Here is a 21,723-nt window from a genome sequence, read left to right on the forward strand (position 1 = left end):
TATTTTAAACAAAGATAAAAAAAGCTTTACAGTTAAGTAAAGCTTTAGTTTTTTTATTTATTAGACTTGAAGTCTCTTAAAGGGTGTCCAGTATAAATTTGTCTAGGCCTTCCAATTGGTTCTTTGTTTTCACGCATTTCTTTCCATTGTGCGATCCATCCTGGTAATCTTCCAATTGCAAACATTACTGTAAACATATCTGTAGGAATTCCTAATGCTCTGTAAATAATTCCAGAATAGAAATCTACGTTTGGATATAAGTTTCTTGATTTGAAGTATTCATCTTCAAGAGCAGCTGCCTCTAATTTTTTAGCAATTTCAAGAATTGGATCTTCAACACCTAAAGTTTCTAAAACTTCTTTAGCTGCTTTTTTAATGATTCTTGCTCTTGGATCAAAGTTTTTATAAACTCTATGACCAAATCCCATTAAACGGAAAGGATCATTTTTGTCTTTTGCTTTAGCTAAGAATTTATCTGTGTCACCACCATCTTTATTAATTTCTTCTAACATTTCAAGCACTGCCTGGTTTGCGCCACCATGAAGCGGCCCCCATAATGCTGAAACACCTGCAGATATAGAAGCAAATAATCCAGCATGAGACGAACCTACCATTCTTACAGTTGAAGTAGAACAGTTTTGCTCGTGATCTGCGTGAAGAATAAACAACTTATCTAATGCATCAACTACAACAGGATTTGCTGAATAAGGTCCTGTAGGCAATTTAAACATTAATTGCATAAAGTTTTCTACATAACCCTGTGTATTATCATAATAATTCAATGGGTAACCCATCGATTTTCTATAAGTCCAAGTAGCAATTACAAGGAATTTACCCATTGTTTTGCAAATCGCCTCGTACATTTCTTTCTCATTCTCAACGTTTACTGCTTTTGGATTAAATGCTGTTAAAGCACTTGTCAAAGCAGATAAAACTCCCATTGGATGAGCTGTTTTTGGAAAACCATCAATGATATTTTTCATTTCTTCGTTTACCAAAGTATGTTTTTTGATACCATTTTCAAACTGCTCCAATTGTTGAGCAGTTGGTAATTCGCCAAAAATCAAAAGATAAGAAACCTCTAAAAAATTAGCTTTTTCAGCTAAGTCTTCGATTGAATATCCTCTGTAACGCAAAATCCCTAATTCTCCATCCAAGAAAGTGATTTCACTTGTACAAGATCCAGAGTTTTTATAACCTGGGTCAATTGTAATAACACCAGTTAAATCACGTAATTTGTTAATATCGATAGCAGATTCATTTTCGCTTCCAGTAATTACAGGAAGTTCAATTTTCTTACCATCTACTTCTAATGTAGCTATTTTTGACATAATATAATCGGAAATAATTCTTTAAAATAATAATTTATCAAATCTAAGGAATTTAAGACTAATTAAAAAAAGAATCCTGCTATGAATTTGTTAAAACTCCAAAAAAAAACCATTCGAACAAACGAATGGTTTAATCTTAACATATAACTCTTACAATTATTTTATCTTGAAAGCGTTTAAGCCAGGGAAATAAGCAGTACTTCCTAATTCCTCCTCAATTCTTAATAATTGGTTGTATTTTGCCATACGATCTGAACGCGAAGCTGAACCAGTCTTAATTTGACCACAGTTTAATGCAACAGCTAAATCAGCAATTGTATTATCTTCTGTTTCTCCAGAACGATGAGACATTACTGAAGTATATCCAGCATTTTTAGCCATATTTACAGCAGCAATAGTTTCTGTCAAAGTACCAATTTGGTTTACTTTAACTAAAATTGAATTTGCAATTCCTTTTTCAATACCTGTAGACAAACGAGCAACGTTTGTAACAAATAAATCATCACCAACTAATTGTACTTTGTCTCCAATTTTTTCAGTTAAGTATTTCCATCCATTCCAATCATCTTCATACATACCATCTTCGATAGAGATAATTGGATATTTAGCAGCAAGTTCAGCTAAATAATCAGCTTGCTCTTCAGAAGTTCTGATTTTTCCAGTTTCACCTTCAAATTTAGTATAATCGTATTTTCCGTTTACATAAAATTCAGAAGCCGCACAATCAAGAGCGATCATAATTTCGTCTCCAAAAGTATAACCCGCTTTTTCAACTGCCAATTTAATAGTATCTAAAGCATCTTCAGTACCACCAGCTAAGTTTGGAGCAAAACCTCCTTCATCACCAACAGCTGTACTTAAACCTCTGTCGTGCAATACTTTTTTCAAGCTATGGAAAATTTCAGTTCCCATTTGCATAGAATGCGTAAAAGAAGTTGCTTTTACAGGGAAAATCATGAATTCTTGGAATGCGATAGGTGCATCAGAGTGAGAACCGCCGTTGATGATATTCATCATCGGAACAGGTAATGTATTAGCAGAAACTCCACCTACATATCTGTATAATGGCAACCCAAGTTCATTAGCAGCAGCTTTTGCAGCAGCAAGAGAAACTCCTAAAATTGCATTAGCTCCTAATTTTGATTTATTTGGAGTTCCATCTAAATCAATCATCAATTGGTCAATTGTGTTTTGTTCAAAAACAGAAGTTCCAACTAATTCTTCAGCAATAACAGTATTTACATTATTCACTGCATTCAAAACTCCTTTTCCAAGATAAGCTTTACCTCCATCACGTAATTCAACAGCTTCGTGCTCTCCAGTTGATGCTCCAGATGGAACAGCAGCTCTACCTAAAACTCCGTTTTCAGTTACTACATCAACTTCAATAGTAGGATTTCCTCTAGAATCAAGAATTTGTCTTGCGTGAACTTTAATTATAATACTCATTATTTTTATTTTTTTATTAATAAATTATATTTTTTTTTCGAAATTATAAAAATATTTAATACTTAAAACGTATTTAAAATAATAAACACCTTTATTTATTAACTACATCGTTTTAGACGAAGCTGATTCTATATTCTCAACAAACTGATCGAACAAATAAGAAGAATCATGTGGTCCAGGACTAGCTTCTGGATGATATTGTACTGAAAAACAATTTTTAGTTTTCATTCTCATACCCGCAACAGTTCCGTCATTTAAATGTACATGTGTAATCTCCAATTCTGGATGATTTTCTAATTGCTCTTTCTTAACTGCAAATCCATGATTCTGAGAAGTAACCTCTCCTTTACCAGTTAAAATATTTTTAACAGGGTGATTAATTCCTCGATGTCCGTTAAACATCTTATAAGTTTCAATGCCATTAGCAAGACCAATTACTTGATGCCCTAAACAAATTCCAAATAAAGGTTTATCGTTTGCAAGAATTTGTTTTGCAACTTCAATTGCTCCAAAAAGTGGATCTGGATCACCAGGTCCGTTTGACAAGAAATATCCATCTGGATTAAATGATGCTAAATCCTCATAAGTAGAATTGTATGGAAAAACTTTTATGTAACAGTCTCTCTTAGCAAGATTTCTCAAAATATTCTTTTTAATTCCAAGATCTAAAGCCGAAACTTTATACTTAGCATTCTCTTCTCCAAAATAATACGGCTCAGTTGTTGACACTTTAGAAGCCAACTCTAATCCTTCCATATTTGGAACATCAGCTAATTCTTTCTTCAAGTCTTCTATAGAAGTTCCATCAGTACAAATAACAGCATTCATAGCACCATTATCACGAATATAACTAACAAGGGCTCTAGTATCTACATCAGAAATACATATTAGATTTTGTTTCGCAAAATAATCTTCTAAGCTCTCAGAAGCTCTTTCTCTTGAAAAGTTAAAGCTAAAGTTTTTACAAACTAAACCAGCTATTTTAATGCTTTCAGACTCTATCTCTAAATCATTTACACCATAATTACCAATATGTGCATTAGTAGCCACCATTATTTGACCAAAATAAGAAGGATCTGTAAAAATCTCTTGATACCCAGTCATTCCAGTATTAAAACATACTTCACCGAAAGTTTTACCGCTTATACCGATAGATTTTCCATGAAAAATAGTTCCGTCACTAAGTAATAAAATGGCGCTTTGTCGTGTTGTGTATTTCATTCTTTAATTTGTATTGTTTTTAATCGTATTATGAAACCTTTAAAGTTTCACTTGTAATTAGATATTTTGCAAATTTACTTCTTTAAAAGAGTGCTGCCAAGATTTTTTAAAAATTTCATTAATAAAAATAAAACCAAGACATTTAAAAAAGTTAAATTTTAATTTCCTCTAAAAAATTCAAAAAAAAAGGATAAACTAAAAATTAGTTTATCCTTGATTTCTATAGAATCATTACTTTCATAATTATTCAGAAGCTTCAGTAGTCGTTTCTGATTCAGCAGCAGGAGCTTCTGGAGTAGTCTCCTCAGCTTTTTTAGCTTTACCACCACGACGGCTTTTTGCTTTTTTAACTTCTTTTTTACCACCATTGTAAAGTTCATTGAAATCTACAAGTTCGATCATTGCCATATCAGCATTATCTCCCAAACGATTTCCAACTTTAATGATACGAGTGTATCCACCTGGACGGTCTCCAACTTTAGCAGCTACGTCTCTGAACAAATCAGTTACAGCATATTTGCTACGTAAGTAAGCAAAAACAATACGACGATTGTGAGTCGTATCTTCTTTTGATTTTGTGATTAAAGGCTCAACAAATTGTTTAAGCGCTTTAGCCTTAGCAACAGTAGTGTTAATACGTTTGTGCTCAATAAGAGAACAAGCCATATTAGCTAACATAGCTTTTCTATGTCCAGTCTGCCTGCTTAAGTGGTTGAATTTTTTTCCGTGTCTCATGACGTGTTTTTTTTATCTTCATCTTGCTACAATCCGCTATGGAGAGCAAAATATGAAGTAAATTATTCTTTATCTAATTTGTATTTAGCTAAATCCATTCCGAAAGTTAAATTTTTAACTGCAACAAGTTCGTCAAGTTCAGTTAAAGATTTTTTACCAAAATTACGGAATTTCATTAGGTCATTTTTATTGAACGATACTAAATCACCAAGTGTATCAACTTCAGCCGCTTTCAAGCAATTTAATGCTCTCACAGATAAATCCATATCAACAAGCTTAGTTTTAAGCAATTGTCTCATATGCAATGACTCTTCATCATACGATTCTGTTTGTGCAATTTCGTCAGCCTCAAGTGTAATTCTTTCGTCAGAAAACAACATGAAATGGTGAATTAAAACTTTTGCAGCTTCAGTAAGAGCATCTTTTGGATTAATAGATCCATCAGTTTTAATTTCAAAAACCAATTTTTCGTAATCTGTTTTTTGCTCTACACGGAAGTTTTCAATTGCATACTTTACATTTTTTACCGGAGTAAAAATAGAGTCAGTAAAAATTGTTCCAATTGCAGCATTCTGTTTTTTGTTCTCCTCAGCAGGAACGTATCCTCTACCTTTTTCGATTGTTAAATCGAAGTTCAATTTGATTTTAGAATCTAAATTACAGATAACAAGGTCTGGATTCAAAACTTGGAAACCTGAAATAAATTTTTGAAAATCACCTGCTGTCAATTGATCTTTACCAGAAACAGAAATAGTAACTGATTCATTATCGATATCTTCGATCTGACGTTTGAAACGTACTTGTTTTAGATTAAGGATAATTTCGGTAACATCTTCAACAACACCTGAAATAGTAGAAAACTCATGATCTACACCTTCGATACGAACAGATGTAATTGCATAACCTTCTAATGCTGAAAGCAAAACTCTTCTAAGTGCATTACCAACTGTCAATCCATAACCAGGTTCTAAAGGTCTAAATTCGAATTTACCTTCAAAATCGGTTGAATCGATCATGATAACTTTATCGGGCTTTTGAAAATTAAATATTGCCATAAATTTCGACTAAGTCAATTATTATTTGTTGTACAACTCTACGATTAATTGTTCTTTAATGTTTTCTGGAATTTGAAGTCTTGCAGGTACAGAAACAAAAGTTCCTTCTTTAAGATCATTGTTCCAAGTAATCCATTCATAAACATGACTTGAATTTGATAAAGAACGTTCGATAGCTTCTAAAGATTTAGATTTTTCACGAACTGCAACTTTATCACCAGGCTTAAGGTGGTAAGAAGGAATATTTACAACCTCACCATTAACAGTAATGTGTCTGTGAGATACTATTTGACGAGCACCTCTTCTAGATGGAGCAATTCCCATTCTAAAAACAACATTATCTAATCTTGCTTCACATAATTGTAATAAAACCTCACCAGTTACTCCTTTAGTTGCTGATGCTTTTTCGAATAAATTTCTGAATTGTTTTTCTAAAATTCCGTAAGAATATTTAGCTTTTTGCTTTTCCATTAACTGAACAGCGTACTCAGATTTTTTTCCTCTTTTTTTAGCCATCCCGTGTTGTCCAGGTGGGTAATTTCTTTTTTCGAAAGATTTATCATCTCCGAAGATTGCTTCGCCAAACTTACGAGCGATTCTTGTACTAGGACCAGTATATCTTGCCATTTTAAATTGTTTAAGATTGAGATTATGAATTCAGGTCTTATCCTTCGATAATCTATATTCAATCTAGGTTATACTATAATTTTTGAGTATTAAACTCTACGTCTTTTAGGAGGACGACATCCGTTGTGAGGCATTGGAGTAACATCGATAATCTCAGTAACTTCAATTCCACCGTTATGAATAGAACGGATAGCAGACTCACGTCCGTTTCCTGGTCCTTTTACATAAACTTTTACTTTTTTAAGTCCAGCTTCAAGAGCTACTTTACTACAATCTTCTGCTGCCATTTGAGCTGCGTACGGAGTATTCTTTTTAGAACCTCTGAAACCCATTTTTCCAGCTGAAGACCAAGCAATAACTTCACCTTTCTTATTTGTCAAAGAAATAATAATATTGTTAAAAGTAGAAGAAACATGAGCTTCACCCGTTGATTCAACGATAACTTTACGTTTTTTTGCAGTTGCTTTAGCCATATTACTTATTATTTAGTTGCTTTTTTCTTGTTAGCAACAGTTTTTCTTTTTCCTTTTCTAGTTCTAGAGTTGTTTTTAGTTCTTTGACCTCTTAATGGAAGACCAGATCTATGACGAATTCCTCTATAACAACCAATATCCATTAAACGTTTGATGTTCAAAGAAACTTCAGAACGTAATTCTCCTTCAATTTTGAATGCTCCAACAGCTTCACGAATTGCTCCGATCTCGTCATCATTCCAATCTTGAACTTTTTTATCTTGGCTAACTTGAGCTTTTTCTAAAATCTCAATAGCTCTACTTTTTCCTAATCCGAAAATATAGGTAAGTGCAATAACACCTCTTTTGTTTTTTGGGATATCTACCCCTGCTATTCTTGCCATAATTATCCTTGTCTTTGTTTAAATCTAGGATTCTTTTTGTTTATTACGTACAATCTCCCTTTTCTACGCACGATAATGCACTCGGCACTTCTCTTTTTTACTGATGCTCTAACTTTCATAGTGAATATCCTTTAATATCGATAAGTAATTCTTGCTTTTGACAAATCATAAGGACTCATTTCTAGTTTCACTTTATCACCAGGTAATAACTTGATATAATGCATACGCATCTTTCCAGAAATATGAGCAATTACAATATGTCCATTTTCTAACTCCACACGGAACATCGCATTTGATAATGCTTCAATAATTGATCCGTCTTGTTCTATTGCTGATTGTTTTGCCATAAATATATTAAGCTACTGCTTTTCTATTTTTACCAGTCTTCATTAAACCATCATAATGCTTGTTTAACAAGTATGAATTGATTTGTTGAATAGTATCTATTGCAACTCCAACCATAATTATTAATGAGGTACCTCCAAAAAACATTGCCCAAGATTGTTGTACATCCATAATACTTACAACAATAGCTGGGAACACAGCAATCAAAGCAAGGAATAAAGATCCTGGGAAAGTTATTAAAGACATCACTTTATCAAGAAACTCAGAAGTTTCAGCTCCTGGACGAACGCCCGGAATAAAACCACCGCTTCTCTTTAAATCATCAGCCATCTTGTTAGTAGGTACGGTAATCGCAGTATAAAAGAATGTAAATACAATAATTAAAGTTGCAAAAACAAAATTATACCAAAAACCAAACATATTACTAAATGCACCAACAATTGATTGTGATGTATCTGATTTAGACAATCCAGCTACAGCTGCAGGGATAAACATAATTGCCTGAGCAAAAATGATTGGCATAACTCCAGAAGCATTAAGCTTTAGAGGAATCCATTGTCTATTACCGCCTGCCAAATCTTGCTCATAATCTCCAGTTGTAGTACGACGAGCGTATTGAACCGGGATTCTACGTACTGCCATTGTAAGCAATACACAAGAAATGATTACCAATAACCACACAATAATTTCAATAACTAACAACATTGGACCTCCATTGTTATTGGTAACTCTCGTTGTAAACTCTTGTATAAAAGCTTGTGGTAAACGAGCTAGAATACCAACCATAATTAATAATGAAATTCCATTTCCAATACCTTTATCTGTAATTTTCTCACCAAGCCACATAGCAAAAATAGTACCAGTTACTAAGATGATAACAGACGAGAACAAAAATTCAGGAGAATTAAAGCCTAGTAGAAATGCACTACTAGGCAATGTTCTGTATAAATTATAGATATAAGTTGGACCTTGAACCAGTGTAATAGCTATAGTCAACCAACGAGTGATTTGATTAATCTTTTTTCTACCACTTTCTCCATCGTTCTGAAGTTTTTGCAAATATGGAATCGCAATTCCCATTAACTGAACAACAATAGATGCAGAAATATAAGGCATAATACCTAAAGCAAAAACTGAAGCTTTAGAGAAAGCACCTCCTGTAAACATGTCTAGGATAGATCCTAAACCATTTTTAGTTTGTCCCGCTAAACCTGTTAATTGAGTTGCGTCAATTCCAGGAAGCGTAACGTGTGCACCAAAACGATATACTAAAAGCAACCCTAATGTAATTAAGATTCTGTTTTTCAGTTCTTCGATTTTCCAAACATTACTTATTGATTCAATAAATTTCTTCATCTTAATAGATAAGTTATATAGTTACAGCTTCTCCACCAGCAGCTTCAATAGCAGCTTTTGCAGTAGCAGTAAATTTGTGGGCAGTTACTTTTAATTTTGCTTTCAATTCTCCTCTACCTAAAATCTTAACGATTTCATTTTTGGTAGCTAGACGATTTGCTACGAAATCTGTCATAGAAACAGAATCAGTAATCACACCATTGTCTACTAACAATTGAAGCGTATCTAAATTAACACCTTCGTATTCTTTACGATTGATGTTTGTGAAACCAAACTTAGGCACACGTCTTTGAAGTGGCATTTGCCCTCCTTCAAAACCAATCTTTTTAGAATAACCAGAACGAGATTTTGCTCCTTTGTGACCTCTTGCAGCAGTGCCACCTTTTCCAGAACCTTCTCCTCTACCTAATCTTTTATTTTGATTGTGTGTAGATCCTTCAGCAGGTTGTAAGTTACTTAAATTCATAACAGTATTTGTTATTTAGCTTCTTCTACAGAAACTAAGTGTTTAACTTTGTTTATCATCCCAAGGATAGCAGGATTTGACTCATGCTCCACAACTTGTCCCATTTTACGTAGACCTAAAGCTTCTAAACCTCTCTTTTGAGAAAGAGGACAGTTGATCTTGCTTCTTACTTGTTTTACTAATAATTTAGCCATAATTTCCTTGATTAACCTTTAAAAACTTTTTCTAAAGAAACTCCTCTTTGTTTTGCAACAGTGTGAGCGCTTCTCATTTGTAATAAAGCATCAAAAGTTGCTTTAACTACGTTATGTGGATTTGATGATCCTTGAGATTTTGATAATACGTCGTGAATACCTACTGATTCAAGAACTGAACGAACAGCTCCACCAGCAATAACTCCTGTACCATGAGAAGCAGGAATTAAGAATACACGTGCACCACCAAATTTTCCTTTTTGTTCGTGAGGAACAGATTGTCCATTCAAAGGAATTTTCACTAAATTTTTCTTAGCATCTTCTACTGCTTTCGCAATTGCTTCAGAAACGTCTTTAGATTTTCCTAATCCATGACCAACTACTCCATTTTCATCACCTACAACTACAATAGCAGAAAAACCGAAAGCTCTACCCCCTTTTGTAACCTTAGTAACACGATTAACACTTACCAGACGATCTTTAAGTTCAAGACCACTTGGTTTTACCAATTCTACATTTTTGTATTTAGACATAATATATTAGAATTTAAGTCCAGCCGCTCTTGCGCCTTCTGCTAATGATTTAATACGACCGTGATATAAATATCCACCTCTATCAAAAGTGATGGTTTCAATCCCAGCTTTTAACGCTTTCTCTGCAACTAATTTTCCAACAGCAGCAGCGATTTCAACGTTAGTACCTTTTCCTATTTCTTTTTCTCTTGAAGATGCAGCTAATATAGTAACTCCATTTACATCATCAATAAGTTGAACGTAAATTTCTTTATTACTTCTAAACACAGATAGTCTTGGGTTAGCAGCAGTACCACTAATCGATTTTCTAATTCTGAATCTAATTCTCTGTCTTCTATCAGATTTTGTTAATGACATAATCTTATTTTTTAAGCTGATTTACCTGCTTTTCTTCTTAATACTTCACCCACAAATTTAACACCTTTTCCTTTGTATGGCTCTGGCTTACGGAAACCTCTAATTTTCGCAGCTACTTGACCTAAAAGTTGTTTGTCAAATGATGTTAATTTTACGATTGGGTTCTTACCTTTTTCAGATATTGTCTCTAAAGCTACTTCTGGAGCAATTTCTAAAACAATATTGTGAGAATATCCAAGAGCTAAATCTAATTTTTGACCTTGGTTTGAAGCTCTATAACCAACTCCAACTAATTCTAGTTCTTTAGTAAAACCTTCAGATACACCAACAATCATATTATTGATCAATGATCTGTATAATCCGTGTTTTGCTCTTTGGTCTTTATGATCAGATGATCTTTCAACTGAAACTTGATCACCTTCAACTTTAACAGTTACGTCCGAAAACTCCTGAGTCAGTTGACCTTTTTTTCCTTTTACTGTAATAATACCGTCTTTAACTTCAACAGTTACACCAGCAGGGATTACAATTGGGCTTTTACCTATTCTTGACATCTTATCTAGTGTTTAAAATTAGTATACGTAACAAATTACTTCACCACCTACATTTAACTGCTTAGCTTGTTTTCCAGTCATTAAACCTTTTGATGTAGAAACAATAGCAATTCCTAATCCGTTAAGGATTCTAGGTAATTTGGCAGCACCAGCATACTTACGTAAACCTGGTTTACTAATTCTTTGGATATCTTTAATCACAGGCTCTTTAGTATCTTTATCGTACTTTAAAGCAATTTTGATAGAACCTTGAACAGTGTTCGTTTCAAATTTGTAACTCAAGATATAACCTTGATCAAATAAGATCTTAGTTATTTCTTTTTTAAGATTAGAAGCTGGAATTTCAACAACTTTGTGGTTTGCAGCCACAGCGTTACGAACTCTAGTCAAATAATCTGCAATAGGATCTGTATACATATGTATTTGATTGCGATTATGGTTTTCGGGAGACACCCGTCTCCCGAACCTTTAATCAATTAAAATTATTTTTTGGTTTGCAAAAGTAATAACTTATTGCGAGATTACCAAGATGCTTTTTTTACTCCAGGAATCAACCCATTATTAGCCATCTCACGGAAAGTTACACGTGAAATACCAAATTGACGGATATAACCTCTTGGTCTACCTGTTAATTTACAACGATTGTGCAAACGAACTGGTGAAGCATTTTTAGGTAATTTTTGTAAGCCTTCATAATCTCCAGCTTCTAATAAAGCTTTTCTTTTTTCAGCGTACTTAGCTACCGTTTTCTCTCTTTTAACCTCACGGGCTTTCATTGATTCTTTAGCCATGTCTTAATTCTTTTTAAAAGGTAATCCTAATTCAGCCAATAATGACTTTGCTTCCTTGTCTGTTTTTGCAGTAGTAACAAATGTAATATCCATTCCTGAAATTTTGTTTACTTTGTCAATATCAATTTCTGGAAAAATGATTTGCTCTAAAACTCCAAGATTGTAGTTACCTCTTCCGTCGAAACCTGTAGCTTTGATACCACTAAAATCTCTAACACGCGGTAAAGCAGAAGTAATAAGTCTATCTAAAAACTCATACATTCTTTCACCACGCAAAGTAACTTTTGCTCCAATAGGCATCCCTTTTCTCAATTTGAATGACGCAACGTCTTTCTTTGAAATTGTAGATACTGCTTTTTGTCCAGTGATCTTTGTTAACTCATCAACCGCATAGTCAATAAGTTTTTTATCAGATACAGCTGCACCAACTCCACGGCTCAAAACGATTTTTTCAAGTTTAGGAACTTGCATTACGTTTGTATATCCGAACTCTTCTTTAAGAGCAGAGATTACTCTACTCTTATATTCTTCTTTTAGTCTAGGTGTATATGCCATTACTATAGTACTTGATTAGATTTTTTTGAAAATCTTACTTTCTTATCTCCTTCTACTCTAATACCTACTCTAGTTGTTTCCTTAGTTTTAGGATCAATTAGAGAAATGTTAGAAATTTGAATAGAAGCTTCTTTCTTAACGATACCACCTTGAGGGTTTTTAGCACTTGGTTTTGTATGTTTCGAAACCATGTTTACACCTTCAACTATCGCTTTATTTTTCTCACGGTAAACACGTAAAACTTTACCTTCAGCACCTTTATGGTCTCCAGCAATAACTCTTACGATATCTCCTGATTTTATTTTTAGCTTTATCATCTTAAAACGAATTAAAGCACTTCTGGTGCTAATGATACAATTTTCATGAATTGTTTTTCACGAAGTTCTCTTGCTACCGGACCAAAAACACGAGTTCCTCTCATTTCCCCTGCAGCGTTCAAAAGAACACATGCATTGTCATCGAAACGGATATAAGAACCATCAGCTCTTCTCACTTCTTTTTTGGTACGCACAACAACTGCAGTTGAAACAGCTCCTTTTTTCACGTTACCGTTTGGAGTTGCATCTTTAATAGATACTACAATCTTGTCACCAACAGAGGCATACCTTCTTTTGGTACCTCCTAAAACACGGATAGTTAAAACTTCTTTTGCTCCCGTGTTATCTGCTACTTTTAGTCTTGATTCCTGTTGTACCATAATTATTTAGCTCTTTCTAAGATTTCAACTAATCTCCAACATTTTGTTTTACTTAAAGGACGCGTTTCGCTAATTCTTACAGTATCTCCAATGTTACAGTCGTTTGTTTCGTCGTGTGCAACATATTTCTTAGTTTTCAACACGAACTTACCGTATAATGGGTGTTTTACTTTTCTTACTTCAGCAATAACAATAGATTTATCCATTTTATTTGAAGTAACAACACCTATTCTTTCTTTTCTTAAATTTCTTTTTTCTTCCATCTTTCAGCAGAATACAATTATTGTAACTCTCTTTTAGTTAACTCTGTAGCCAATCTTGCAACTGTTCTTCTAACGCTTCTAATTTGAAGTGGGTTAGCAATTGGAGAAATAGCGTGAGCCATTTTTAGGTCAGCATATACTTTCTTAGTTTGACTAAGTTTTTCTTGCAACTCCGCTGCAGAAAGATCTTTTATTTCTGATTGTTTCATAATAAATATTAATTATGCTTCGAAATCTCTAGCAACGACGAACTTAGTTTTTACTGGAAGTTTTTGAGCTGCAAGACGTAAAGCCTCTTTTGCAACTGACAATGGAACTCCTCCAACTTCAAACATAATTCTTCCTGGTTTAACAACAGCAGCCCAATACTCAACTGCTCCTTTACCTTTACCCATACGTACTTCAAGAGGTTTCTTAGTGATAGGTTTGTCTGGAAATATTTTAATCCATAATTGTCCTTCTCTCTTCATGTAACGAGTTGCGGCAATACGCGCAGCTTCGATTTGACGAGAAGTTAAGAACATTCCATCTTCATGTACAGATTTAATACCAAACATTCCATTAGAAAGTTCATGCCCTCTTTGAGAGTTACCTTTCATTTTACCTTTTTGTACCTTACGGTATTTTGTTCTTTTAGGCTGTAACATTTTTCTTTAGTTTAAAAATTTACTTTCTTTTACGAGCGTCTGGTTTTCCACCTTTATTAAAGTTAGATTTACCTCTAGGGGCATCTCCACCTTTACCACCGCCAGTACCAGATTGTTTTTTATCCATTCCAGCAAGTGGAGAAAGATCTCTCTTTCCATAAACTTCACCTTTCATGATCCATACTTTGATACCCATTCTACCATAAGTAGTGTGAGCTTCAGCCAAAGCATAATCAATATCAGCTCTGAAAGTTGATAGAGGAATTCTACCTTCTTTGAAACCTTCTGAACGCGCCATTTCAGCTCCATTCAAACGACCAGAAATCAAAACTTTGATACCCTCAGCATTCATACGCATAGAAGCTGCAATAGCCATCTTAATTGCACGTCTGTAAGAGATACGGCTTTCGATTTGACGAGCGATGCTAGTCGCCACAAGATAAGCATCTAACTCAGGTCTTTTAATTTCAAAGATGTTGATTTGAACCTCTTTGTCAGTAACTTTCTTAAGTTCTTCTTTTAACTTGTCTACCTCTTGTCCACCTTTTCCGATAATGATACCAGGTCTAGCAGTAGTGATAGTAACGGTTACAAGTTTCAAAGTTCTCTCGATGATTACTTTTGATACACTAGCTTTTGATAAACGAGCGTGGATATACTTTCTGATTTTGTGATCTTCGGCTAATTTATCACCGTAATCATTTCCACCATACCAGTTTGAGTCCCACCCTCTGATGATACCAAGTCTATTTCCAATTGGATTTGTCTTTTGTCCCATGCTGCTTAAGAATTGCTTTGTGTGTTATTGATAGCTCCAAGCACGATTGTTACGTGATTAGAACGTTTTCTGATTCTGTGTGCACGACCTTGTGGAGCTGGACGAAGTCTTTTTAACATCATTCCACCATCTACTCTGATCTCTTTAACAAATAAACCAGCTTCTTCTAAATTACCTTCACTATTTTTTTGCTCCCAGTTGTTGATTGCAGATAATAATAGTTTTTCTAATTTTCTTGAAGCTTCTTTAGAACTGAATCTTAAAATGTTAAGTGCTCTTTCTACCTTCTGACCTCTTACCAAGTCCGCTACTAAGCGCATTTTTCTAGGTGAAGTAGGGCAGTTATTCAATTTTGCGAAAGCAATAGACTTATTAGCCTCTTTTCTCGCATCTGCTGTTTCTCTTTTACGAACTCCCATTGCTTCTTATTTTTTACCTTTATTTTTTGCTCCAGCATGACCTCTAAAAGATCTAGTTGGTGAAAACTCTCCTAATTTGTGACCTACCATGTTTTCTGTTACGTAAACTGGTACAAATTGACGACCGTTATGAACTGCGATAGTTTGTCCAACGAAATCTGGAGTAATCATTGAAGCTCTAGACCAAGTCTTAACAACTGCATTTTTACCACTTTCTACGTTTTCTTGAACTTTCTTGTCTAATTTATAATGAACGAAAGGTCCTTTTTTTAATGAACGTGCCATATCTTATTATTTCTTTCTACGTTCTACGATATACTTGTTACTCGGGTTTTTCTTAGAACGAGTTCTGTAACCTTTAGCTGGCAATCCGTTTCTTGAACGTGGGTGCCCTCCAGAAGAACGTCCTTCACCACCTCCCATAGGGTGATCAACTGGGTTCATCGCTACTGGTCTAGTTCTAGGTCTTCTTCCTAACCATCTTGTTCTACCTGCTTTTCCAGACACAACTAATTGGTGATCAGAATTAGAAACAGCTCCAATTGTAGCCGAACAAGTTAACAAGATCAATCTTGTCTCACCAGATGGCATTTTAATTGTCGCGTATTTCCCGTCTCTTGCCATTAACTGAGCAAAAGTTCCAGCTGAACGAGCAATAACCGCTCCTTGTCCTGGACGTAACTCAATACAAGATATAACAGTTCCAAGAGGAATTCTGCTTAAAGGTAATGTATTACCAATTTCAGGTTGAGATTCTGGACCAGAAACTAATTTCTGACCAACTTTCAATCCGTTTTGAGCAATAACATAAGTTTTCTCACCATCAGCATAAGCTAATAAAGCGATAAATGCAGTACGATTTGGATCGTATTCAATTGATTTCACTGTAGCCGGAATTCCGTCTTTAGTTCTTTTGAAATCAATAATACGATATCTCTGCTTGTGACCACCACCCGTATAACGCATGGTCATCTTTCCTTGACTATTTCTACCTCCAGAGTTTTTTATCGGCGCTATCAAAGAGCGTTCCGGCTTATCAGTTGTAATGGCGTCATAACCATTCACAACTCTAAATCGCTGACCTGGGGTAATAGGTTTTAATTTTCTTACTGACATTTTTCTATCTTAGATATTGTTGTAAAAATCAATTGTTTCTCCTTCTTGTACTTGAACAATTGCTTTTTTAATTGCATTTGTCTTTCCACTGATTAAACCACTTTTAGTGTATTTAGTAGATCTATCTGGCCTCACATTCATTGTGTTAACAGAAACGATAGTTACTCCATAAGCAGCTTCAACAGCTTTCTTAATCTGAACTTTGTTTGCTTTTTTGTCAACAACGAATCCGAAGCGGTTTAGAACTTCACTTTCTTTGGTTACTTTTTCAGTTACTATAGGTCTAATTATGATACTCATACTCCTATTATTTACTTAAATTTTCTTCAATTAACTCCAAAGAACCTTCTAAAAGCACCAAATTATTAGTGTTTAATATTGCGTAAGTGCTTAATTCTGAGCTAGTTACGACATTAGAAGCCTTTAAATTGCGTGACGACAAATATACATTTTTATTTGACTCTCCCAACACAAATAGAGATTTTTTATTTTCTAACCCTAAAGCTTTCAAAACGTTAATGAAATTTTTAGTGTTTGGCGCTTCAAAATTAAAGTCTTCAAGAACGATAATATTCGACTCTTTTGCTTTGATTGAGAAAGCCGATTTTCTTGCCAATCTTTTTAAGCCTTTATTCAATTTAAATGAATAACTTCTTGGTCTTGGTCCGAAAATTGTTCCACCACCTTTAAACAATGGATTTTTGATACTTCCTGCACGAGCAGTACCAGTTCCTTTTTGTTTTTTAATCTTACGTGTACTACCAGTTACTTCAGCTCTTTCTTTAGCCTTGTGAGTACCTTGTCTTTGATTAGCAAGATATTGCTTAACATCAAGATATACAGCGTGATTGTTTGGTTCAATTGCGAATACTGAATCAGAAAGTTGAACTTTTCTACCAGTATCTTTTCCGTTGAAATCTAATACTTTTACTTCCATTACTTCTGAATGATTACATAAGAGTTTTTGTGACCAGGAATACACCCTTTAACAACAAGTAGATTCTTTTCAGCAACTACTTTTAAAACTCTAAGGTTTTGAACTTTTACATTATCTCCTCCCATTCTTCCAGCCATACGCATTCCTTTGAATACTCTAGATGGATAAGAAGAAGCTCCCACAGAACCTGGCGCTCTTAAACGGTTGTGCTGACCATGAGTAGCTTGCCCAACACCACCAAAACCGTGACGTTTAACAACACCTTGGAAACCTTTACCTTTAGACACACCTTGTACATCTACAAATTCTCCTTCTTCAAAAATAGAAACATCAATAAGATCTCCTAATTTTTGTTCAGTTGCAAAATCTTGGAATTCAACGACTTTTTTCTTAGCAACAGTTCCAGCTTTTTTAAAGTGCCCTAAAGCAGCTTTAGTAGAATGTTTCTCGTTTTTGTCATCGAAACCTAGTTGCAACGCTTCGTACCCGTCAACACCTTTGGTTCTGACTTGGGTAACAACACATGGACCAGCTTCGATTACTGTACAAGGAATGTTTTTCCCGTTTTCGTCGAAAATACTAGTCATGCCGATTTTCTTACCAATTAACCCAGACATAAATATTAATTATTAATTACTAAAATTCCCTTCAATTTGAAAATAACAGAAATTTCCAAACAGGGAGTGCAAAAGTAGACATTAAAATTGAATATACCAAACAGTTAGAAAAATTAAATCGCTCATTATCAAAATCCAAGAGCTTAACTCACAAATAATAGATCTTAAATTCCACCAAAGAATAAATCACAAAACACAAAAACAAAATAAAGTTATCAACAAAAACAGCGCTTAAAATTAAAAGAAAAACTTCGGCAAGTACCTAAACGAAAGACCTTTCAGCAAAAAACACAACATTTACATAAACCGAAAGCAACAAAAATTTAACACCAAAACCAAAAGAAGGACAACAAAAAAAGCGAGACATTTCTGTCTCGCTTTTTATATATAAAATATAATAAAAATTATACTTTTATTTCCACTTCAACACCACTTGGCAATTCAAGTTTCATTAAAGCATCAATAGTTTTAGATGAAGATGAATAAATATCAATCAATCTCTTGTATGACATTACTTCAAATTGTTCTCTCGCTTTTTTGTTAACGTGCGGAGAACGCAACACAGTGAAAAGTTTTTTGTGAGTTGGCAACGGAATTGGACCTGTTACAACTGCTCCAGTAGTTTTTACTGTTTTTACGATCTTTTCAGCAGATTTATCTACCAACATGTGATCGTAAGATTTTAGTTTTATTCTGATTTTTTGACTCATTTTCTTAAAATTAAGCGTTACCTTTTGCTTTTTTGATTACCTCTTCTGAAATATTAGAAGGTGTTTCTGCATAGTGAGAAAACTCCATTGTTGAAGTAGCTCTACCAGAAGATAAAGTTCTTAACGTAGTTACGTATCCAAACATTTCTGACAAAGGCACATCAGCCTTAATAGTTTTAGCACCATTTCTATCACCCATATCATTAACCTGACCCCTACGACGGTTCAAGTCACCTACGATATCACCCATGTTTTCTTCTGGAGTAATAACCTCGATTTTCATGATTGGCTCAAGAATAACAGCTCCAGCAGCACGTCCTGACTCTTTATAACCCATTCTTGCAGCTAATTCAAAAGATAATGCATCAGAATCCACAGGGTGGAAAGATCCATCAGTTAAAGTAACTTTTAAACTATCCACAGCATAACCTGCCAACGGACCAGTTTTCATAGCTTCTCTAAATCCTTTTTCAACAGCAGGGATATATTCTTTAGGAACGTTACCACCTTTTACAGCATTGATAAATTGTAATCCAACTGGAACTTTACCATCAACTTCATCAGCAGGCTCGATTGTAAATACGATATCACCGAATTTACCACGACCTCCAGATTGTTTCTTGTAAGTCTCTCTATGTGTTGCAGATCTTGTAAATGCTTCTTTATACTCAACTTGAGGCTCACCTTGGTTCACTTCAACTTTAAATTCACGTTTCATACGATCTACTAAGATATCTAAGTGAAGCTCACCCATACCCGAGATAATAGTTTGACCAGAAGCCTCATCAGTTCTAACTGTAAATGTAGGATCTTCTTCAGCTAATTTAGCTAAAGCCATACCCATTTTATCAACGTCAGCTTTTGTTTTTGGCTCGATAGCAATACCAATTACAGGATCAGGGAATTTCATAGATTCCAAGATAATTGGATTCTTTTCATCACAAAGAGTATCTCCTGTTTTAATATCTTTAAATCCAACAGCAGCACCAATATCTCCAGCCTCAATAAATTCGATTGGATTTTGTTTATTAGCGTGCATTTGGTAAATACGAGAAATTCTTTCTTTATTACCAGAACGAGTATTTAAAACGTAAGAACCAGCATCTAAACGTCCAGAGTAAGCACGGAAAAAAGCTAAACGACCAACGAATGGGTCAGTAGCAATTTTAAATGCTAAAGCAGCGAACGGCTCCTTAACATCTGGCTTACGCAAGATTTTAGTCTGATCTTCTTCTAATAAATCAGCATCATCAGGGTGAATCCCTTCAATACCTTCTTTATCTAATGGAGATGGTAAATACTTACAAACTGCATCCAACATAAACTGAACACCTTTGTTTTTGAAAGATGAACCAGCAAGCATTGGAATAATTGCCATATCAATAGTAGCAGCTCTTAATGCATTGTTGATTTCTTCCTCTGTAATAGAGTTTTCATCTTCCATATATTTATCCAAAAGATTCTCATCATAAGTAGCAATCTCTTCGATAAGAATTGAACGATAATGCTTCACATCATCAATCATATCTGCAGGAATGTCAACGATATCAAAAGTAGCTCCTTGAGTTTCATCATGCCATACAATAGCTTGATTTTTAACTAAGTCAACGATACCTTTAAAATCAGCCTCATCACCAATAGGCAAAGTAATTGCAACCGCATTCGATTTCAACATATCTTTTACCTGTCCGCAAACTGCCAAAAAGTTAGCACCTTGACGGTCCATTTTATTTACGAATCCCATACGAGGAACTCTATATTGATCAGCAAGTCTCCAGTTTGTTTCTGATTGAGGCTCAACACCATCAACAGCACTAAACAAGAAAACTAAACCATCTAATACACGTAAAGAACGGTTTACTTCTACAGTAAAGTCAACGTGTCCAGGAGTATCAATAATATTAAAGTGGTATGGTAATGATTCTGGAAGAACTTTACCTTGCTCAGTTGGAAAATTCCAAGTACAAGTTGTAGCTGCAGAAGTAATTGTAATACCTCTTTCTTGCTCTTGTGCCATCCAGTCCATTGTCGCTGCACCATCGTGCACCTCACCAAGTTTGTGTGACTTTCCAGTATAAAAAAGAATACGCTCTGTTGTTGTTGTTTTACCAGCATCAATATGAGCAGCAATCCCAATATTTCTTGTATATTTTAAATCTCTAGCCATTTCTTACGAATTAAAATCTAAAGTGAGAGAATGCTTTGTTAGCCTCTGCCATTTTGTGAGTATCCATTCTTTTCTTAACCGCAGCACCTTCTTCTTTAGCAGCAGCTAAACATTCTGACGCTAAACGTTGTGCCATAGATTTTTCATTTCTTCTTCTAGAATAAAGTATTAACCACTTCATTGCCATAGAAATTTTTCTATCTGGACGAATCTGCATTGGAATTTGGAATGTAGCCCCACCAACTCTACGACTACGTACTTCTACGTGAGGCATAACATTTGTTAAAGCATCTTTCCAGATCTCTAATGAAGTTTTCTCATCATTTTGCTTTTTAGATTCAATGATATCAATTGCATCATAAAATACTTTAAAAGCTGTAGATTTCTTACCATCCCACATTAAGTTGTTCACAAAACGCGTTACTAATTGGTCGTTAAACCTCGGATCTGGTAAAAGTGGTCTTTTCTTTGCCGCTCTTTTTCTCATGTCTTTTTCTTAAAAGTTTTTAAATTACTTTTTTGCTTCTTTTGGGCGTTTAGCACCGTACTTAGATCTTCTTTGCGTTCTTCCTGCAACTCCTGACGTGTCAAGCGCTCCACGAACGATATGATATCTAACACCTGGTAAATCTTTTACCCTTCCGCCTCTAACTAATACTATCGAGTGCTCTTGCAGATTGTGTCCTTCTCCAGGAATGTAAGCATTCACCTCATTACCATTTGTCAAACGTACACGCGCAACTTTACGCATTGCAGAGTTTGGTTTTTTTGGTGTAGTAGTGTAAACACGCGTACAAACCCCTCTTCTTTGAGGACAAGAATCTAAAGCAACCGATTTACTCTTCTTAGTTATCTGAGTTCTTCCTGTTCTTACTAATTGTTGAATTGTTGGCATAATTAATACTAAAAATTATTTATGTATATTAAATTCCCGCTTTTTACGGGGT

The 21,723-nt window shown here is 34.6% G+C and carries 35 protein-coding genes; all 35 read right to left on the reverse strand.

Features of this window, described 5'->3' with window-relative positions:
• Positions 1-53: 53 nt before the first annotated feature.
• Positions 54-1,331: a citrate synthase gene (locus ACHRV0_RS19870; RefSeq protein ID WP_089055319.1), complete on the reverse strand. Its 1,278-nt coding sequence runs from the start codon at positions 1,329-1,331 to the stop codon at positions 54-56.
• A 156-nt stretch (positions 1,332-1,487) separates the two neighbouring features.
• Positions 1,488-2,780 carry a phosphopyruvate hydratase gene (eno, locus tag ACHRV0_RS19875; protein WP_089055320.1) on the reverse strand — a complete coding sequence of 431 codons (1,293 nt, stop codon included), beginning with the start codon at positions 2,778-2,780 and terminating at the stop codon, positions 1,488-1,490.
• Positions 2,781-2,882: 102 nt separating this feature from the next.
• A complete protein-coding gene (gene carA / locus ACHRV0_RS19880) occupies positions 2,883-4,001 on the reverse strand; it encodes a glutamine-hydrolyzing carbamoyl-phosphate synthase small subunit (protein ID WP_395442208.1) in 1,119 nt (372 codons plus the stop codon).
• A gap of 243 nt (positions 4,002-4,244) precedes the next feature.
• Positions 4,245-4,736 (reverse strand): 50S ribosomal protein L17, encoded by a 492-nt coding sequence (gene rplQ, locus ACHRV0_RS19885; protein WP_031456031.1) that lies wholly within the window; start codon positions 4,734-4,736, stop codon positions 4,245-4,247.
• Between the two features lie 62 nt (positions 4,737-4,798).
• Positions 4,799-5,791: a DNA-directed RNA polymerase subunit alpha gene (locus ACHRV0_RS19890; RefSeq protein ID WP_008464329.1), complete on the reverse strand. Its 993-nt coding sequence runs from the start codon at positions 5,789-5,791 to the stop codon at positions 4,799-4,801.
• A 21-nt stretch (positions 5,792-5,812) separates the two neighbouring features.
• Positions 5,813-6,418: a 30S ribosomal protein S4 gene (gene rpsD / locus ACHRV0_RS19895; protein WP_029272055.1), complete on the reverse strand. Its 606-nt coding sequence runs from the start codon at positions 6,416-6,418 to the stop codon at positions 5,813-5,815.
• An 89-nt stretch (positions 6,419-6,507) separates the two neighbouring features.
• Positions 6,508-6,891, reverse strand: a complete 384-nt coding sequence (rpsK, locus tag ACHRV0_RS19900; RefSeq protein ID WP_053470832.1) for a 30S ribosomal protein S11 — start codon at positions 6,889-6,891, stop codon at positions 6,508-6,510.
• An 8-nt stretch (positions 6,892-6,899) separates the two neighbouring features.
• On the reverse strand, positions 6,900-7,274 hold the full coding sequence (gene rpsM, locus ACHRV0_RS19905) for a 30S ribosomal protein S13 (RefSeq protein ID WP_089055322.1): 375 nt from the start codon (positions 7,272-7,274) through the stop codon (positions 6,900-6,902).
• 2 nt (positions 7,275-7,276) lie between these two features.
• Positions 7,277-7,393 carry a type B 50S ribosomal protein L36 gene (ykgO, locus tag ACHRV0_RS19910; protein WP_002987490.1) on the reverse strand — a complete coding sequence of 39 codons (117 nt, stop codon included), beginning with the start codon at positions 7,391-7,393 and terminating at the stop codon, positions 7,277-7,279.
• Between the two features lie 12 nt (positions 7,394-7,405).
• Complete coding sequence (infA, locus tag ACHRV0_RS19915; RefSeq protein ID WP_007136545.1) at positions 7,406-7,621, reverse strand: translation initiation factor IF-1; 216 nt, start codon at positions 7,619-7,621, stop codon at positions 7,406-7,408.
• 7 nt (positions 7,622-7,628) lie between these two features.
• The gene (gene secY, locus ACHRV0_RS19920; protein WP_089055323.1) at positions 7,629-8,975 is read right to left on the reverse strand and encodes a preprotein translocase subunit SecY; all 1,347 of its coding nucleotides are present in this window, start codon (positions 8,973-8,975) and stop codon (positions 7,629-7,631) included.
• A 13-nt stretch (positions 8,976-8,988) separates the two neighbouring features.
• Positions 8,989-9,441, reverse strand: a complete 453-nt coding sequence (gene rplO, locus ACHRV0_RS19925) for a 50S ribosomal protein L15 (RefSeq protein WP_026982954.1) — start codon at positions 9,439-9,441, stop codon at positions 8,989-8,991.
• An 11-nt stretch (positions 9,442-9,452) separates the two neighbouring features.
• Positions 9,453-9,635, reverse strand: a complete 183-nt coding sequence (gene rpmD, locus ACHRV0_RS19930; protein ID WP_056068811.1) for a 50S ribosomal protein L30 — start codon at positions 9,633-9,635, stop codon at positions 9,453-9,455.
• Between the two features lie 11 nt (positions 9,636-9,646).
• Positions 9,647-10,171: a 30S ribosomal protein S5 gene (rpsE, locus tag ACHRV0_RS19935; RefSeq protein WP_085950926.1), complete on the reverse strand. Its 525-nt coding sequence runs from the start codon at positions 10,169-10,171 to the stop codon at positions 9,647-9,649.
• Between the two features lie 3 nt (positions 10,172-10,174).
• Complete coding sequence (gene rplR / locus ACHRV0_RS19940) at positions 10,175-10,525, reverse strand: 50S ribosomal protein L18 (protein ID WP_395442209.1); 351 nt, start codon at positions 10,523-10,525, stop codon at positions 10,175-10,177.
• A gap of 11 nt (positions 10,526-10,536) precedes the next feature.
• Complete coding sequence (rplF, locus tag ACHRV0_RS19945; RefSeq protein ID WP_129023596.1) at positions 10,537-11,079, reverse strand: 50S ribosomal protein L6; 543 nt, start codon at positions 11,077-11,079, stop codon at positions 10,537-10,539.
• 18 nt (positions 11,080-11,097) lie between these two features.
• Complete coding sequence (gene rpsH, locus ACHRV0_RS19950; RefSeq protein ID WP_029272051.1) at positions 11,098-11,496, reverse strand: 30S ribosomal protein S8; 399 nt, start codon at positions 11,494-11,496, stop codon at positions 11,098-11,100.
• Positions 11,497-11,600: 104 nt separating this feature from the next.
• The gene (rpsN, locus tag ACHRV0_RS19955) at positions 11,601-11,870 is read right to left on the reverse strand and encodes a 30S ribosomal protein S14 (protein ID WP_031456037.1); all 270 of its coding nucleotides are present in this window, start codon (positions 11,868-11,870) and stop codon (positions 11,601-11,603) included.
• Between the two features lie 3 nt (positions 11,871-11,873).
• Positions 11,874-12,425: a 50S ribosomal protein L5 gene (gene rplE / locus ACHRV0_RS19960; protein WP_017495015.1), complete on the reverse strand. Its 552-nt coding sequence runs from the start codon at positions 12,423-12,425 to the stop codon at positions 11,874-11,876.
• Between the two features lie 2 nt (positions 12,426-12,427).
• Positions 12,428-12,742, reverse strand: coding sequence for a 50S ribosomal protein L24 (gene rplX / locus ACHRV0_RS19965; RefSeq protein ID WP_007803650.1), 315 nt, complete (start codon positions 12,740-12,742; stop codon positions 12,428-12,430).
• A gap of 11 nt (positions 12,743-12,753) precedes the next feature.
• Entirely contained in the window at positions 12,754-13,122 is a 369-nt protein-coding gene (gene rplN, locus ACHRV0_RS19970) for a 50S ribosomal protein L14 (RefSeq protein ID WP_007803649.1), read from the reverse strand.
• Between the two features lie 2 nt (positions 13,123-13,124).
• Positions 13,125-13,385, reverse strand: a complete 261-nt coding sequence (gene rpsQ / locus ACHRV0_RS19975) for a 30S ribosomal protein S17 (protein ID WP_007803646.1) — start codon at positions 13,383-13,385, stop codon at positions 13,125-13,127.
• Positions 13,386-13,402: 17 nt separating this feature from the next.
• Positions 13,403-13,594: a 50S ribosomal protein L29 gene (gene rpmC / locus ACHRV0_RS19980; RefSeq protein ID WP_008464297.1), complete on the reverse strand. Its 192-nt coding sequence runs from the start codon at positions 13,592-13,594 to the stop codon at positions 13,403-13,405.
• A 12-nt stretch (positions 13,595-13,606) separates the two neighbouring features.
• The gene (gene rplP / locus ACHRV0_RS19985) at positions 13,607-14,032 is read right to left on the reverse strand and encodes a 50S ribosomal protein L16 (protein ID WP_017495016.1); all 426 of its coding nucleotides are present in this window, start codon (positions 14,030-14,032) and stop codon (positions 13,607-13,609) included.
• Between the two features lie 19 nt (positions 14,033-14,051).
• Positions 14,052-14,810, reverse strand: a complete 759-nt coding sequence (rpsC, locus tag ACHRV0_RS19990) for a 30S ribosomal protein S3 (protein ID WP_012022487.1) — start codon at positions 14,808-14,810, stop codon at positions 14,052-14,054.
• Between the two features lie 5 nt (positions 14,811-14,815).
• Positions 14,816-15,229: a 50S ribosomal protein L22 gene (rplV, locus tag ACHRV0_RS19995; RefSeq protein ID WP_007803631.1), complete on the reverse strand. Its 414-nt coding sequence runs from the start codon at positions 15,227-15,229 to the stop codon at positions 14,816-14,818.
• Between the two features lie 6 nt (positions 15,230-15,235).
• Positions 15,236-15,514: a 30S ribosomal protein S19 gene (gene rpsS, locus ACHRV0_RS20000; protein ID WP_008464288.1), complete on the reverse strand. Its 279-nt coding sequence runs from the start codon at positions 15,512-15,514 to the stop codon at positions 15,236-15,238.
• Between the two features lie 6 nt (positions 15,515-15,520).
• Entirely contained in the window at positions 15,521-16,345 is an 825-nt protein-coding gene (rplB, locus tag ACHRV0_RS20005) for a 50S ribosomal protein L2 (RefSeq protein ID WP_035650459.1), read from the reverse strand.
• A 9-nt stretch (positions 16,346-16,354) separates the two neighbouring features.
• On the reverse strand, positions 16,355-16,645 hold the full coding sequence (gene rplW, locus ACHRV0_RS20010; protein WP_012022489.1) for a 50S ribosomal protein L23: 291 nt from the start codon (positions 16,643-16,645) through the stop codon (positions 16,355-16,357).
• A 7-nt stretch (positions 16,646-16,652) separates the two neighbouring features.
• Positions 16,653-17,282, reverse strand: coding sequence for a 50S ribosomal protein L4 (gene rplD / locus ACHRV0_RS20015; RefSeq protein ID WP_089055327.1), 630 nt, complete (start codon positions 17,280-17,282; stop codon positions 16,653-16,655).
• Positions 17,282-17,899 (reverse strand): 50S ribosomal protein L3, encoded by a 618-nt coding sequence (rplC, locus tag ACHRV0_RS20020; protein ID WP_057124294.1) that lies wholly within the window; start codon positions 17,897-17,899, stop codon positions 17,282-17,284. The genes rplD and rplC overlap by 1 nt, the downstream gene beginning before the upstream one ends.
• A gap of 404 nt (positions 17,900-18,303) precedes the next feature.
• Positions 18,304-18,609 carry a 30S ribosomal protein S10 gene (gene rpsJ / locus ACHRV0_RS20025; protein ID WP_007803605.1) on the reverse strand — a complete coding sequence of 102 codons (306 nt, stop codon included), beginning with the start codon at positions 18,607-18,609 and terminating at the stop codon, positions 18,304-18,306.
• Positions 18,610-18,619: 10 nt separating this feature from the next.
• A complete protein-coding gene (gene fusA, locus ACHRV0_RS20030) occupies positions 18,620-20,776 on the reverse strand; it encodes an elongation factor G (RefSeq protein ID WP_089055328.1) in 2,157 nt (718 codons plus the stop codon).
• A gap of 10 nt (positions 20,777-20,786) precedes the next feature.
• On the reverse strand, positions 20,787-21,263 hold the full coding sequence (gene rpsG / locus ACHRV0_RS20035; RefSeq protein ID WP_017495022.1) for a 30S ribosomal protein S7: 477 nt from the start codon (positions 21,261-21,263) through the stop codon (positions 20,787-20,789).
• A 24-nt stretch (positions 21,264-21,287) separates the two neighbouring features.
• Complete coding sequence (rpsL, locus tag ACHRV0_RS20040; protein ID WP_007136570.1) at positions 21,288-21,671, reverse strand: 30S ribosomal protein S12; 384 nt, start codon at positions 21,669-21,671, stop codon at positions 21,288-21,290.
• Positions 21,672-21,723 lie beyond the last annotated feature (52 nt).

Source organism: Flavobacterium sp. FlaQc-30 (genome assembly GCF_044005885.1).
Taxonomy (GTDB): Bacteria; Bacteroidota; Bacteroidia; order Flavobacteriales; family Flavobacteriaceae; genus Flavobacterium.